Source organism: Ciceribacter sp. RN22 (assembly GCF_024054295.1).
In the GTDB taxonomy this organism is placed as follows: Bacteria; Pseudomonadota; Alphaproteobacteria; order Rhizobiales; family Rhizobiaceae; genus Allorhizobium; species Allorhizobium lividum.
The window spans coordinates 723,395-738,133 of record NZ_JAMXLD010000002.1 but is presented as its reverse complement, the minus strand read 5'-3'; the positions used below and the strand labels follow the sequence as shown (position 1 = coordinate 738,133).

Below are 14,739 nucleotides of genomic sequence, written 5' to 3'. Positions count from 1 at the left end.
CAACATCCCGCACTCCCTCAGCCGAAGCGATCGCGCCAGCAGAGCTGTGCCCCTTCGACCGGCAGGGTGGTCGCTTCATAGACGCCGCGGGCGACCGCCCGGGCCATCACCAGCGCCGCGAGATGGCAGAGTTCCATGAAGTCCGCCGAGCTTGCGAGCCGCCGCGCATTGGTCGCTGCCGCAAAGACAGTATCGCCGTCGGCGGGCAGATGCGCCGGCAGGACGGCCCGGCCGATGCCGTTCTGGCCCATGATCGACAGCCGGTGCGCCTGCGCCTTGGTGAGCGCCGCATCGGTGACGACCGCGCCGATCGTCGTGGCGGTGAGATTGATCCCCTTCGCCCGAAGGATGGTGTCGGGCGCGGAGAAATTGGCCGGCAATCCGATGCCGCCGAATTCGTCATCGAGTTCGAAGGGGGCCGACCAGAAAAAGGGGCCGTCGCCGATGGTGGCGGACCCCATGGCGTTGACGGCGACGATCGCCGCCACCTTGTGGCCGCCGGTGGTCATGGCGCTCGCCGAGCCCAGCCCTCCCTTGACGGTCGCCGTCGTCGCGCCGGTGCCGGCGCCGACGCTGCCGAGCGCGAAGGCGCCCTTGGCTGCCGTCTTGAAGGCGGTATAGCCCATGTCGCGATAGGGTGACTGGATACCCCAGTCCTTGTTGCCGCCGTTCAGGAGATCCATGAGGATCGCCTGCGGCACGATCGGCACGCGCACGTCGCCGACGGGAAAACCGCGACCGATTTCGCGCAGGCCTGCCTGCACGCCGCCTGCCGCGTCGAGACCGAAGGCCGAGCCGCCGGAGAGAACCAGGGCATCGACCACCTCCACCGTCATAGAGGGGTCGAGGAGGCCCGTCTCGCGTCCGCCTGGCGCACCGCCGAGTACGCTGCCGGAGGCCACTGCCGGCTCGTCGAAGACGATTACGGTGACGCCGGAGCCGAGCTCGAGGTCGGTCGAATGGCCGACGGATACGCCTTCGATGTCGGTGAGCAGGTTTTCGAGGGCGCCTGCCATGCGTCTCTCCTGTTCGGTCGCCGTGGCCTTCGTGCAACGGCCTGATCCAGCGTCAAATCTGCCGCCGGAATGTGCCGGCGTTCTTGACATGGATCAAGGGCGGGCGTGAATTTCAACTCCAGATTGGCCGGCATGGCTTCCGGAGCGTTCCGCCTCCGGTCGAGCATCTCGACAGGTTTCGATCTCTCGTCTTTCCGTTTTTCTGCAGAAGAGCGTCCAATGAAGAAGACTGCAAAGTTTGTCGCGGCTCTCGCCGCTCTGCTGGTCGTCGCCGGTGCCGCGGGTTATGCCTATCTCCAGTGGGCTCAGCGCGATGCCCTGCCGGCGGGGATCGCCGCGGGTAACGGCCGCATCGAGGCGACGGAAATCGACATCGCGACGAAGTTCGCCGGAAAACTGGCCTCGGTCGAGGTCGCGGAAGGCGATTACGTCACGAAGGGACAGGTGCTTGCGCGCATCGACACCGCCCAGGTCGAGGCACAGCTGCGCGCCGCCGAGGCGCAGATCAAGGAGGCCGAACAGGCACGCGATTCCGCCAACTTCGGCCTGTCGCAGCGCCAGAGCGAGCTTAGCCTTGCCGAGAAAGACCTCGAACGCCAGCTCGTGCTGCTCGGCAAGGGATTCGTCTCCGACCAGCGGGTGGATTCGCAACGCCTCGTCAGGGACAGCGCCCGGGCCGCCCTTTCGGCGGCCGAAAGCGGCCTCCGCAGCGCCGAGGCGGCGATCGAGAGCGCTACCGCCGCGCGTGACCAGATCACCGACATGCTGAGCAACGCGACCCTCGTCGCGCCGAAAGACGGTCGGGTGCTTTACCGGCTCGCAGAACCGGGCGAGGTTCTGGGAGCGGGCGGCAAGGTGCTGACGCTGCTCGATCTCTCCGACGTCTACATGACGATCTTCTTGCCGTCGGCGGACGCCGCTCGTACGGCGATCGGGGCCGAGGGGCGCATCCTGCTCGACGTCCTCCCGGATCGGGCGGTGCCGGGCACAGTGTCCTTCGTATCGCCGCAAGCCCAGTACACGCCGAAGCAGGTCGAGACCCGCAGCGAGCGCGACCGCCTGATGTTCCGCGTCAAGATCAGCGCGCCCAAGCCGCTGGTGGCGCAGTACCTGCAGCAGGTGAAGACGGGTGTCACCGGCGTCGGATACGTGAAGCTCGATCCCGCGGTCGTCTGGCCGAGCTGGCTGGAGTCCGACCTGACAACAGGTGCCGCGACCGATGCCAAACCCTGATACCGATCGTCAGGAGCCGGGCGTCGAGCTGCGTGGTGTCTCCCATCGCTATGGCCGTGTCGTCGCGCTCGACGGCATCGACCTCACCGTCACCGCCGGGTCGAAGATGGCGATCGTCGGCCCCGACGGTGTCGGCAAGTCGACCCTGCTCGGGCTCGTCGCCGGCGCCAAGCGCATCCAGACCGGCAGCGTCCGTTCGCTCGGAAGCGACATGGGCGGGCAACGCTCCCGGGCCGGCGTGCTGCCGCGGATCGCCTATATGCCGCAGGGCCTCGGGCGTAACCTCTACCCGAGCCTTTCCGTCAGCGAGAACGTCGACTTCTTCGCCCGGCTTTTCGGCCACGGCGAGGACGAGCGCCGGCGACGCATCGCCGAGCTTCTGAAAGCGACGGGCCTCGATCCGTTCGGCGACCGCCTGATGGGCAAGCTCTCCGGCGGGATGAAACAGAAGCTCGGGCTCTGCTGCGCGCTTGTGCACGACCCGGATCTCCTGCTGCTCGACGAGCCGACGACGGGGGTCGATCCCTTGTCGCGGCAACAGTTCTGGGACCTCGTGGAGAGCATCCGCAGGGCGCGTCCGCGCCTCACGATCCTGACGGCCACCTCCGACATCGACGAGGCGATGCGCTTCGACCGGGTTGCGATGCAGAACGACGGCCGCATTCTGGCCGACGGAACGCCGGCGGAACTCCTTGCCCGCACAGGTGCGAGCACGCTGGAGCGGGCGTTCGTGAGCCTGCTCAACGAGAGCGGACACGGTGCCGTGGCGGACAACGGCAAGGTCCCGGCGACGCGGCCGGTCGAGAGCGAGAGCATCGCGATCGAGGCCAAGGGGCTGACACGGCGCTTCGGTTCGTTCACTGCCGTCGATCATGTCAGCTTCCGCATCCCGCGCGGGGAGATCTTCGGCTTCCTCGGCTCGAACGGCTGCGGCAAGTCGACGACGATGAAGATGCTGACCGGGCTTCTGCCGGCAAGCGAAGGGGAAGCTTTCCTGTTCGGCGAGCCGGTGGATGCCACGGACATCCCCGGGCGCCGGCGGGTCGGCTACATGTCGCAGGGCTTTTCGCTCTACGGGGAGCTCACCGTGCTCCAGAACCTCCGGCTGCATGCGGCGATCTTCGACTACAAGGGCGCAGACGCATCGGCGAGAGTGCGCGAGCTTTCGGAAACATTCGGACTGTCGGAGTATCACGACACGGTGTCGGAACGCCTGCCGCTCGGCGTGCGCCAGCGTCTCCAGCTCGCGGTCGCGCTTCTGCACCGGCCGGAAGTCCTCATTCTCGACGAGCCGACCTCCGGCGTCGATCCGATCGCCCGCGACGCCTTCTGGGACGACCTGCAGCGCGTTTCACGCGAGGACGGCGTGACGATCTTCATCTCCACCCACTTCATGTCCGAGGCGGAGCGGTGCGACCGCATTGCCTTCATGCATGCGGGCAAGGTGATTGCGAGTGGTGCCCCGGAGAAACTCAAGGCGGAGACGCAATCAGCCACGCTCGACGAGGCCTTCATCGCCTACATGAAGCAGGGCGGGCGCGAGGAGATGGCATCCTTCGACGCGGCCCTGCCGGCCGCAACCGGGGCGACGACCGCCGTGAAACAGATCTTCTCGCTGCGGCGGGCCGTGGCTTATGCCCGGCGCGAGATGATGGAGCTCGTGCGGGACCCGATCCGTCTCGCCTTCTCGCTTCTCGGGACGGCCATCCTGATGCTGATCCTCGGCTACGGGATCACCCTCGACGTCGACGATCTGCGACTCGGCGTGCTCGACCGCGACCAGACGGCCGAAAGCAGGGCCTATATCGACAGCTTCGCGGCCTCGACGGCGTTCCGTTATGAAGGTCCCCTGGCCGATCAGCGGGAACTCGAGCAGAAGCTCAAGGCCAACGACATTGCGATCGCGCTCGAAATCCCGGAGCGCTTCGGCGCGGATCTGCGATCCGGGCACACGACCACGGTCCTTGCGACACTGGACGGGGCGATGCCCTTCCGTGCGGAGACGATGCTCGGCTACATTTCGGGCGCGCATGCGCATTTCCTCACCGAAGCGGCACAGGCGGCCGGCATCTCGGCGAGCCCGGCGGCAAGCGTCGAGATGCGCTATCGCTACAATCAGGCGTTCCGCAGTCTCGATGCGATGGTGCCGGCGGTGGTCGCCATCCTGCTGCTCTTCATCCCGTCGATCCTGACCGCGCTCGGCGTGGTTTCCGAAAAGGAACTCGGTTCGATCAGCAATCTCTACGTGACGCCGGTGACCAAGCTCGAATTCCTGCTCGGCAAGCAGGCGCCCTATGTCCTTGTCGGCTGCGTCAACTATGTCGTTCTCGTCGTGATGGCGGTCGCCCTCTTCGGCGTGCCGATCAGGGGCAGCTTCCTTGGTCTTTCGCTTGCGGCCTTTCTCTATCTCCTCGCCACCACGGCGATCGGCATCCTGAGCTCGACCATGACCCGGACCCAGGTCGCCGCGATGTTCGCGACGGCGATCGGCACGATGATGCCGGCGACGCAGTTTGCCGGACTGCTGCAGCCGGTCGCGACCCTCGAAGGGGCAGGCAGGATCATCGGAACGCTGTTCCCGACCACCTATTTCCTGCGAGCGAGCGTCGGCGCGTTCACGAAGGCGCTCGGCTTTTCCGATCTCGTGCCCTTCATCTTGCCGCTCGTGCTGTTCTGGCCGGTCCTGATCGCCATGGCCTGGCTGCTCTTGCGCAAGCAGGAGGTATGACCATGCTCGATTTCCGCAACATCGCCGCGCTCTTCGTCAAGGAACTGATCGGTATCCGCCGGGACACGGTGCTGATGGGCTTTGTGATCTATGCCTTCACGCTTGCGATCTACATGCAGGCGACGGGCATCACCCACGAGCTCAACCGCGCCACCGTCGGGGTCGTCGACCAGGATGTCTCGCAACTCTCCTCGGCGATCCTGGACGCCCTGCGTCCCCCGCAGTTCCAGACGCCCGTATCGCTCTCGCCGGGCGAGGTCGATCGCGTCATGGACCAGGCGCGCTTTACCTTCGTGCTCGACATCCCGCCGAATTTCGAGGCCGACGTGCTTGCCGGCCGCAGCCCGTCGGTCCAGCTGCTGATCGACGCGACGGCGCTGATGCAGGCGGGTATCGGTGCGGGTCACATCCAGTCGGTTGTCAGTCAGGAGGTCTCACGCTTCGTGACCCGGACCGAAAAGACGACCAGCCTGCCGGTGGCGATCGAGGTGCGCATGGCCTTCAATCAGACGCTGACCACGGCCTGGTTCACCGGAACGTCCGGGCTCATCAACAACGTCACCATGCTCGCCGTCCTGCTCGCCGGGGCGGCACTGGTGCGGGAACGCGAGCACGGCACGCTCGAACATTTGCTCGTCATGCCGGTGCGGGCGACGGAGATCATGCTGAGCAAGCTTCTCGCGAACGGCCTGGTGACGCTGGTGCTGACACTGCTGTCGGTCGTCTTCGTGCTCGACCTCTGGATCGGCATGCGTATTTCGGGCTCGCTCTGGCTGTTTGCCGCAGGCGTCTTGCTCTATCTCTTCTTCGCCACCTCCTTCGGCCTGTTCCTCGGGACGATCTCCCGGTCGATGCCGCAGATGGCGCTGCTCTTCATCCTGACGGTCCTTCCGATGACGATCCTCTCGGGCGGCATGACGCCGCTCGAAAGCATGCCGGACTGGCTGCAGATCGGCGTGCAGGTTTCGCCGACGACGCACTTCGTCTCCTTCGCGCAGGCAATCCTTTTCCGCGGCGCGGGTTTCGCTGTGATCTGGCCGCAGTTCCTCGCAACCGCGGTGATCGGTCTGTTCTTCTTCCTGTTCAGCATGGCGCGGTTCCGCAGCTTCATCGCGGCACAGCAGGGGTAGCGGGGCACTCTCGTGCCGATGCAATCCGACATCTGCGATGACGGTGCGGCCGCGATCTGGTAAGAGCGGGATGCTTCCTTTCCGGTCCGCCGTTCGCGCGGGCGAGACGTTCTCTCAAGCCTGGAGTTATTCGCATGCCCGGTCCTCAGGTGGTCCCCGTCGAGGGGGATCTGCAACTGCCGAAACACGTTGACGTGGTCGTCATTGGCGGCGGGATCATCGGTGCTTCGACGGCGCTCGAACTCGCAGAGCGCGGCGTTTCGGTCGCGCTCTGCGAAAAGGGTGGCATCGGGGAGGAACAGTCGAGCCGCAACTGGGGCTGGGTGCGCATTTCCTGGCGCGATCCACGCGAAGTCCCGCTGATGGCCGAGGCCATCCGCATCTGGCAGGGGCTCGACGCCCGGACCGGCCGCGACACCGGCTACAAACAATGCGGCATCGTCTTCGCCTCGTTCGATGAAAAGTACGAAGCCAAGAACGCCGAATGGCCCGATATCCTGACCAAATACCAGATGAAGTCACGGATGATCGACGGACCGGAGCTCAGCGGGCTTTATCCGGGCATGAAGCATGATTTCAGGAGCGCGCTCTACACGCCCGCAGACGGCCGCGCCGAGCCGCAGAAGGCGGCACCGGCGATTGCCGAGGCGGCGCGCGACAAGGGCGCGCATATCCTGACGACGTGCGCGGTGCGTGGGATCGAAACCTCGGGAGGGAAGATTTCCGGCGTGGTCACCGAACGCGGCACGATCGCCTGCTCCTCGGTCGTGCTTGCCGGCGGCGCCTGGTCGAGCCTCTTTGCCCGCAATGCCGGGGTCGACTTGCCACAACTGAAGGTGATGAACACCGTCATCCGCACCAAGCCGATCGAGGGTGGGCCGGAACAGACGCTCTACGGTCGCGACTTCGCTTTCCGCAAGCGTCAGGACGGCGGCTATACGATCGCTTCGCGGTACGACAACATCGTCGAGATCGTGCCCGACAGCTTCCGCTTCATGCTGAAATTCCTCCCTGCACTGAAGAGCGAGTGGCGTTCGCTGCGCTTCCGCGTCTCCGGCCGCTTCCTCGAGGAGGGTCGCATGGCGCAACGCTGGCGGATGGACGAGGAGACGCCGTTCGAACGTTGCCGCGTGCTCGACCCGAAACCGTCGGACAAGTGGACCAACCACGCGCTGGCAGAGCTGAAGAAGGACTATCCGGTCTTCGCCAAGGCCGAGATCGCGCAGCGTTGGGCCGGCTATATCGACGTGTCGCCGGACGCCGTGCCGATCATCTCGCCGGTCGAGAAGGTTCCCGGCTTCTTCATCGCCACCGGCTTCTCCGGCCACGGGTTCGGCATCGGTCCGGGCGCCGGGCGATTGATGGCCGATCTCGTCACCGGTCATACGCCTTGCGTCGATCCGACGGCCTTCAGGCTTTCGCGTTTCTTCGACGGATCGAAGATCGAGATCATCAGCGGGGTCTGAGAAAGGCAAAGGGCGCCGGGGCGCCCTTTGCCATCAGGTTTTATGCGTCAGCGCTTGAGCGTCCGGGGATCGAGTGCATCGCGGATCGCATCGCCGATGAAGTTGACGCTGAGGACCGTGAGCGAGATCGCGAGCCCCGGCCAGAGCACCCGCGAGGGCGTTATCTGCAGGAAGTTGGCTCCGTCGTAGAGCAGGCGTCCCCAGGTCGGGAAGTCCGACGGGAAGCCGAGCCCGAGGAAGGAGAGCGCCGATTCCGTGATGATCGCCGAGGCGATGCCGAGCGTCGCGGACACCATGATCGAGCTCATGACGTTCGGAAGGATGTGCTTCAGGATCACCCTGTGCTCGCGCATGCCGCTCGACTTGGCCGCCAGGATGAATTCCTGGCTTTTGACCGCCAGCACATCGCCGCGGACGATGCGGGCGGTGTGCATCCAGCTCGTTATGCCGATCACGAAGACGATCAGGATGAAGATGCCCGTCTCCGGACCGAAGGCGGCGCGGAGCGTGTCGCGGAACAGCATGATGATGACGAGCAGCAGCGGCAGCAGCGGCAGCGCGAGGAAAAGATCGGTCAGGCGCATCAACAAGCCGTCGATCCGCCGGATATAGCCCGAAAGAACGCCGACGAGCGTGCCGAGAAAAAGGGCGAGCAGCATGGCCGTGATGCCGACGGCAAGCGAGATCTGCCCGCCGGCGAGAACCTGGGCCAGCATGTCGTGGCCGAGGTTGTCGGTGCCGAAGGGGTGGGCCAGCGAAGGTCCCTGGTTCTTCGCCCGGATGTCGATCTTGTTCGGCTCGACGGTGTGGATGAGCGGGCCGGCATAGACGGCAAGCACGATGAACAGGAAGACCGCCAGCCCGGCGACACCGCCGGGATGGGCCTTGAACTGGCGCCAGAGGCCACCTTTCTGGACGTCGGAGGAGACTGCCGGTGCGGCGGCGGTGGCATCAGTCATAGCGGATCCTCGGATCAAGGAGGCCGTAGAGCACATCGGCGATCAGGTTGAACAGCACGATGAGAAAGGCGAAGATGAAGGTCAGCGTCTGTACGAGCGGCATGTCGGCGCCCTGGATCGCGGTGATCAGCAATTGCCCGAGCCCGTTCACCCGGAAGATCTGTTCGGTGATGATGGCGCCGGAAAAGATCGTCGGAACGCCGAGGGCGATGACGGTCACCACCGGGATCAGGCTGTTGCGCAGCACGTGGACGAGCAGCACGACCTTCTCCTTCACCCCTTTCGCGCGGGCGGTGCGGACATAGTCCTGGTGCAGGTTGTCGAGCATAGAGGCGCGCACGAAGCGGCTGATCTGCGAGGTGTTGTAGAGGGTGAGAACGGTGACGGGCAGCACCATCTGCTTCACCTGCGCGACGAAGCTCGACCAGTCGGTGATGCTCAGATTGGTGTCGTAGATCGACGGAAACCACTGCAGGTAGGAGCTGAAGATCACGATCAGCAGCACGCCGGTGAAGAAGGTCGGCACGGAATAGCCGACCATCGAGATGAAGGTGCCGATCTGGTCGAAGATCGAATACTGCTTGTAGGCCGAGATCACCCCGATCGGGATCGCCAGCAGCACGCCGAAGAGATAGGACAAGCCGACGACCCAGAGGGTCTGGGGCAATCTCTGCACGATGAGATCGACGACCGGACTGCGGGTCGCCCAGGACAGCACGCGCATGCGCTCGCCCGTGCCCACGGTGAGGCCGGTCATCTGTTCGAAGATATTGAGCGGTTCATTGACGAAGAATTGCTGCAGCCAGCGCAGGTAGCGGATGATGAAGGGCTGGTCGGCGCCCATGGCGGCGCGGATCTGTTCGCGAACCTCGGGAGGAATGGTCAGCGGCAGGTCGCTCAAGGGGTCACTCGGCGCGAGGTCGAGCAGGGCGAAGATGATGAAGCTAATAGCCAACAGTGTCGGGATTGCGAAGAGCAATCGCCGCAGCGTGAAGGTGAACATCGGAGGCTCTCCAGACTGTCACGAAGCGAAATGCGACGACCGGGTCCGCGCGGGTAGCGCGGACCCGGTGCAACGGCACTTACTTCTTGCGGGACCAGTCTGCGACGTTCCAGAGTTCGCTGTCCCAGGCGTTCATCTTGACGCCTTCGAGCGTGGCGGAAACAGCCGAGGGCTGGCCGCGATGGATGAGCGGGATCTGGGCGACGTCGTTGGAGAGCATGTCGTTGAGCTTCTTGGCGATGGTCGCACGGTCCTCGAGCTTGCCGGTCTTGCCCAGTTCCTTGACGAGGGCGTCATATTCCGGATTGCAGTAGCGGACGATGTTTTCGCCCTGCCAGCCATTCGCCGGGCTCGGGATCTTGTCGCACATCCAGCCAGCCATGTACTTCTCGGGGTCGGTGCCGTCGAAGTTGTTGGTGTACATCTGAATGTCGGCATAGAACTTCTGGAAGGTGTCCGGGGAGGCCGGGTCGCCGCCGAAGAAGACGTTGGCGGAGATGTTGCGCAGTTCGACGGAGACGCCGATCTGGGCCCACATGTCCTTGACCAGCGCCTGCGTGCCCTGGCGGACGGAGTTGGTCGAGGTCTGATAGAGGAAGGAGAGTTTGACGCCGTCCTTCTCACGGATACCGTCCGGGCCCATCTTCCAGCCGGCGTCTTCGAGCAGCTTGTTGGCTGCGTCGAGGTCCTGCTTCAGGCACCAGTCGACGGCCGTCGAAACGTAGATATCCGGGGCCGGCAGAATGTTGCAGGTCGGCTTGCCGTTGTCGCCGTAGCCGGCTTCATCGATGATGTCGCGATCGATGGCGAGCGAGAGAGCCTTGCGCACTGCCGGGTCGGAGAGAGCCGGATGCGGACCTGCCTCCTTGGTGGAGCGCTTGTCGCCGAGAGAGGGATCGACGGCATAGGGGTTGAGGTCGATACGTTCGACCTGCGTGCCGAAGGCAACCTCGATCTTGCCCTTGCCGGCCTGCATCATGGCGGCGAGCACTTCCGGTTCGACCTGCATGTTCCACGCATAGTCGAATTCGCCGGTTTCCAGAACCGAACGGGCTGCAGATGCCGCGTCGCCGCCACCCTTCAGCGTGACCGAGGCGAAAGCCGGCTTCGCCGGGTCGCGATAGTTCGGATTGGCGACAAAGGTGACGACATCGTTCGGCTTGAATTCTTTCACGACGAACGGGCCGGTACCGATCGGGCCGAAGTTGGCCGAGGTGCATTCCGGAGCCTTGATACCAAGGCAATCCTTGAACTGCGCTGCCTGGATGATCGGCGACTGGGCGCCTACGAAGGCGCTGTAGGGATAGGGCTTCGGTTCAGCGAAGGAAACCTTGATCGTGGAGGCGTCGACGGCCTCGACATTGCTGACGCCTTCGTAATACGCCGCCTGGGCGCAACCACCGTCCGGAGCCGTGCAATATTTCCAGGTAAAGATTGCGTCGTCGGCCGTGACCGGTGTGCCGTCGGACCACTTGAGGTCGGACTTCAGCTTCCACGTGATGCTCTTGAGGTCGGCGGCGACGCCGCCGTTTTCGACGGTCGGTATTTCGGCGGCAAGCATCGGCACGAGATTGCCGGTTTCGTCGTAGCGGGCGAGCGGCTCGATTACCATCGAGGAGCCGTACACTTCCTTGGTGCCGCCCGAGAGGTAAGGATTCATCGTGGATACGGCTTGCCAGAAAATGATTTTCAGGTCGCCGTCGGTGCCGCGTTCCGCCAGTGCAGGCGTGCCGGACAAGGCGGTCGCGGCCACTGACGCTGCCAATAGAATACGCGCTTTGTGCATTGCAATGTTCCCCTATTTATTTTCGTTGAGTTTTGCTGAGCAAGATATCCGACGGGCGAAACAAGCGGCGCCCCGGATGCAAAGCCATCAGACTTATGTGATTGGCCTTGTTCGATAATTTTGACTTATAGGCCCTCGCGAGTACAATCGGCCCGCCTGCAAATCCGGTGCTGGAAGTGCGAGCCTGATCAAAATTTGAGCTATCTAAGCATAGGGCTATTTTGTGTTCAAGGCGGAAAATTGCGGCTTGCAAAAGCGCTTTTAGCCGTCGCAGTATGGTCGCCAACGAGTGGGAACCGACAAGAAAAACAGAGGTCGCAATATGCCCGTCCTGAACAGCGCAAGCGAAATGCAGGCGGAGGTCGCCGCGTGGCGCCGCCATCTTCACCAGCATCCGGAGATCCTCTACGACGTCCACGAGACGGCCGCTTTCGTGGCCGACAAACTGATGTCCTTCGGCTGTGACGTCGTCGAAACCGGGATCGGCCGGACGGGTGTCGTCGGCATCATCAAGGGTCGGGCCGGCGAGGGGCCCGTGGTCGGCCTTCGCGCCGACATGGATGCACTTCCGATTGTGGAGACCAGCGGCAAGGAATGGGCATCGACGACGCCCGGAAAGATGCATGCCTGCGGCCATGACGGCCACACCGCCATGCTGCTCGGTGCGGCAAAGCACCTTGCCGAGACGCGCAACTTCAAGGGATCGGTTGCGGTGATCTTTCAGCCCGCGGAGGAAGGCGGCGGCGGTGGCCTCGCGATGGTCAAAGACGGCATGATGGAGCGCTTCGGCATCAGCCAGGTCTATGGCATGCACAACTCCCCCGGCCTGCCGCTCGGCTATTTCGCGACCCGCAAGGGTTCGATCATGGCGGCGGCGGACGAATACGAGGTGCTGATCCACGGTCGCGGCGGGCATGCGGCCCAGCCGCACAAGACGATCGACCCGGTGCTGGTCTCGGCGCATGCCATCATTGCGCTGCAGGCGATCGCCTCGCGCGAAACCGACCCGTTGAAGTCGGTGGTGGTGACGGTCGCCACGATTCACGGCGGCGACGCCTCGAACGTGATCCCGAACACGGTGAAGCTCACCGGCACGATCCGCACGCTGCTGCCGGAGACCCGCGACTACGCCGAGCGGCGCCTTTCGGAAGTCGTCAACGGCATCGCGCTCACCTTCGGCGCGCGGGCGGAGGTCAACTACCGCCGTGGCTATCCCGTCACCTTCAACCACGAAGGCGAGACGGACTTTGCAATCGACGTCATGCGCAAGGTGGCCGGGGCAAAGGCTGTCGAGACCGATCTCGCGCCGCTGATGGGGGCTGAGGATTTTTCCTACATGCTGGAGAGCCGGCCGGGTTCGTTCGTCTTCATCGGCAATGGCGACAGCGCCAATCTTCACCATTCCTCCTACGACTTCAACGATGAGGCGATCCCCTACGGCGTCAGCTACTGGGTGACGCTCGCCGAAACGGCGCTCGCGGCCTGAGGGCTCCCGAGACATCCGTTTGTCCAGAGTTTGCGTGGGAAGGAATCCTGAGATGACACTGCCGAACGCGGCGAGCAAGAATATGGGAGACGGTCCGGTCCTCTCCGTCCAGGGGCTCACGACCTCTTTCCGGATCGGCGACGACTGGCGACCGGTCGTCAAGAATGTGAGCTTCGACATCGCGCCTCGGGAGACTGTGGCGATCGTCGGCGAGTCGGGGTCGGGCAAGAGTGTGACGTCGCTTTCGATCATGCGTCTCCTGCCGAAGTTCACGAGCAAGACCGAGGGCAGCATCAGGCTCGGCGGGCGCGAACTGCTGGCGCTCGGCAGCGAGGAGATGCGCAAGGTCCGCGGCAACGAGATCTCGATGATCTTTCAGGAGCCGATGACGAGCCTCAATCCGATCTTCCCGATCGGCAAGCAGATTGCCGAAGCGATCACCTGCCACAGGCAGGTATCGGCGGCCGAAGCCAAAGCCGAGGTGATCCAGCTTCTCGAAAAGGTGCGTATCCCGAACGCCAAGGGCCGGTTCAACGACTATCCGCACCAGTTTTCCGGCGGTATGCGCCAGCGCGTGATGATTGCCATGGCGCTCGCCTCGAAGCCGCGGCTGCTGATCGCCGACGAACCGACGACTGCGCTCGACGTTACGATCCAGGGTCAGATCCTCGATCTCATCAAGGTGCTGCAGGAAGAGGAGGGGATGTCCGTCCTCTTCATCACCCACGACATGGGGGTGGTCGCCGAGGTCTCCGACCGCACCATCGTCATGTTTCGCGGCGATGCCGTCGAGACGGGCCCGACCGACGACATCTTCCATCGCGGTCGCCACCCCTATACGCGAGCGCTTCTTTCCGCGGTACCACGTCTCGGCTCGATGACGGGGCATGGGCGGCCGATGCGCTTTCCGATCATCGACATCGCGTCCGGCGTCATGACGACACCCGAAACGGAGGTCGGCCGTGCAATCGAGACCCGGCGGCCTCCGATCCTCGAGGTGAAGAACCTGACGACCCGCTTCGACATCCGCAGCGGCCTCCTCGGACGCAAGTCGGGGGCCGTGCATGCGGTCGAAAACGTTTCCTTCGACCTCTGCGAGGGAGAGACCCTGTCGCTGGTCGGTGAATCGGGTTGCGGCAAGTCGACCACCGGGCGGTCGATCACCCGTCTCGTGGAGCCGACGGCGGGTTCGATCGCGCTCGACGGGCGCGACGTGATCCGGCTCGACCGCGGCGCGCTGCGCAACATGCGACGCACCATCCAGATGGTCTTCCAGGATCCCTTCGCCAGCCTCGATCCGCGCATGAAGATCGGCGATGCCGTCATGGAGCCGTTCATCGAACACGGGCTCGGCACCAAGGCGCAGGCGCGCGAGAAGGCGGCCGATATCCTTAAGCGGGTCGGGCTCGATGCCGACATGATGCGGCGCTATCCGCACGAGTTTTCCGGCGGACAGCGGCAGCGCATCGCCATCGCCCGCACGCTGATGCTGGATCCGAGGGTGATCGTCGCCGACGAGGCGGTGTCGGCCCTCGACGTCTCGATCAAGGCGCAGGTCTGCAACCTGTTGCTGGAACTGCAGCAGAGCTTCAATCTCGCCTATCTCTTCATTTCGCATGACATGGCGGTGGTAGAGCGGGTCAGCCATCGCGTCGCGGTCATGTATCTCGGCGAGATCGTCGAAATCGGCCCGCGCCAGGCGGTGTTCGAGAATCCCCAGCATCCCTATACGAAGAAGCTGATGGCTGCGGTGCCTATCCCGGACCCGGCACGCCGCAGTATCAAGCGCGCGATCTCGACCGACGAAATCAAGAGCCCCGTCCGGCCGGTCGGCTACGAGCCGCCCCGCCGCCAGTACAGGGAGATTTCGGCCGGCCACCTCGTACAGGTGTGAGACTGTCGACAGATCCGCGTGACCACTACCGATGGTCA

At 64.2% G+C, this 14,739-nt stretch carries 10 protein-coding genes; 6 read left to right on the top strand and 4 right to left on the bottom strand.

Annotated elements, in window-relative coordinates; translation table 11 throughout:
• Positions 1-17 precede the first annotated feature (17 nt).
• Positions 18-1,016, bottom strand: coding sequence for a P1 family peptidase (locus tag NHF53_RS18490; protein WP_114364350.1), 999 nt, complete (start codon positions 1,014-1,016; stop codon positions 18-20).
• A 219-nt stretch (positions 1,017-1,235) separates the two neighbouring features.
• Here NHF53_RS18490 and NHF53_RS18485 point away from each other — a divergent pair, with 219 nt between their 5' ends.
• The 4 genes from NHF53_RS18485 (at position 1,236) to NHF53_RS18470 (ending at position 7,573) form a co-directional block, all read left to right on the top strand.
• On the top strand, positions 1,236-2,249 hold the full coding sequence (locus NHF53_RS18485) for an HlyD family secretion protein (protein ID WP_252835521.1): 1,014 nt from the start codon (positions 1,236-1,238) through the stop codon (positions 2,247-2,249).
• The gene (gene rbbA / locus NHF53_RS18480) at positions 2,236-4,977 is read left to right on the top strand and encodes a ribosome-associated ATPase/putative transporter RbbA (protein WP_252835520.1); all 2,742 of its coding nucleotides are present in this window, start codon (positions 2,236-2,238) and stop codon (positions 4,975-4,977) included. Before NHF53_RS18485 ends, rbbA begins: the two co-directional genes overlap by 14 nt.
• Positions 4,978-4,979: 2 nt before the next feature.
• Entirely contained in the window at positions 4,980-6,107 is a 1,128-nt protein-coding gene (locus NHF53_RS18475; protein ID WP_252835519.1) for an ABC transporter permease, read from the top strand.
• A 134-nt stretch (positions 6,108-6,241) separates the two neighbouring features.
• Positions 6,242-7,573 carry an FAD-binding oxidoreductase gene (locus tag NHF53_RS18470; RefSeq protein ID WP_252835518.1) on the top strand — a complete coding sequence of 444 codons (1,332 nt, stop codon included), beginning with the start codon at positions 6,242-6,244 and terminating at the stop codon, positions 7,571-7,573.
• Between the two features lie 47 nt (positions 7,574-7,620).
• Here the strand turns inward: NHF53_RS18470 and NHF53_RS18465 are convergent, their stop codons facing one another.
• The 3 genes from NHF53_RS18465 to NHF53_RS18455 form a co-directional block, all read right to left on the bottom strand.
• Entirely contained in the window at positions 7,621-8,532 is a 912-nt protein-coding gene (locus NHF53_RS18465; RefSeq protein WP_252835517.1) for an ABC transporter permease, read from the bottom strand.
• The gene (locus tag NHF53_RS18460) at positions 8,525-9,535 is read right to left on the bottom strand and encodes an ABC transporter permease (RefSeq protein WP_114364344.1); all 1,011 of its coding nucleotides are present in this window, start codon (positions 9,533-9,535) and stop codon (positions 8,525-8,527) included. The genes NHF53_RS18465 and NHF53_RS18460 overlap by 8 nt, the downstream gene beginning before the upstream one ends.
• Before the next feature lie 79 nt (positions 9,536-9,614).
• Positions 9,615-11,321 (bottom strand): peptide ABC transporter substrate-binding protein, encoded by a 1,707-nt coding sequence (locus NHF53_RS18455; RefSeq protein ID WP_252835516.1) that lies wholly within the window; start codon positions 11,319-11,321, stop codon positions 9,615-9,617.
• A gap of 322 nt (positions 11,322-11,643) precedes the next feature.
• Here NHF53_RS18455 and NHF53_RS18450 point away from each other — a divergent pair, with 322 nt between their 5' ends.
• Both NHF53_RS18450 and NHF53_RS18445 read left to right on the top strand, forming a co-directional pair.
• Entirely contained in the window at positions 11,644-12,807 is a 1,164-nt protein-coding gene (locus tag NHF53_RS18450; protein ID WP_252835515.1) for a M20 aminoacylase family protein, read from the top strand.
• 52 nt (positions 12,808-12,859) lie between these two features.
• Positions 12,860-14,701, top strand: coding sequence for an ABC transporter ATP-binding protein (locus NHF53_RS18445; protein WP_252835514.1), 1,842 nt, complete (start codon positions 12,860-12,862; stop codon positions 14,699-14,701).
• Positions 14,702-14,739 lie beyond the last annotated feature (38 nt).